The organism is Chrysanthemum yellows phytoplasma, assembly GCF_000803325.1.
GTDB lineage: Bacteria > Bacillota_I > Bacilli_A > Acholeplasmatales > Acholeplasmataceae > Phytoplasma > Phytoplasma asteris.
The window spans coordinates 1-318 of record NZ_JSWH01000192.1; the positions used below are offsets into that span (position 1 = coordinate 1).

Here is a 318-nt window from a genome sequence, read left to right on the forward strand (position 1 = left end):
AGTCCATTTAGGCCCACCAGAGTTATAGGTGTCGTAAGAACACAAATTCTTTGAAAATTAGGTAAATAATAGTTATTTTTCCGGAACATTAAAGGAAATAAGAGCGCACAGTGGATGCCTAGGCACCAAGAGCTGATGAAGGACGCAATTAACGGCGATACGCTACGGGGAGCTGTAAATAAGTGTAGATCCGTGGATTTCCGAATGGGGCAACCTACTATAAGTAGTTATAGTATCAATTTATTAGGTAACTAATTGATTGAAAGGAACGCAGTGAACTGAAATATCTAAGTAACTGTAGGAAAAGAAAGTAATAAC

1 rRNA gene is annotated in these 318 nt (G+C 38.1%); it reads left to right on the top strand.

Going from position 1 to position 318, the window contains the following annotated elements:
- Nucleotides 1-87 precede the first annotated feature (87 nt).
- Nucleotides 88-318: ribosomal RNA gene (locus tag OL66_RS03130) — 23S ribosomal RNA — on the top strand; the annotation flags it as partial.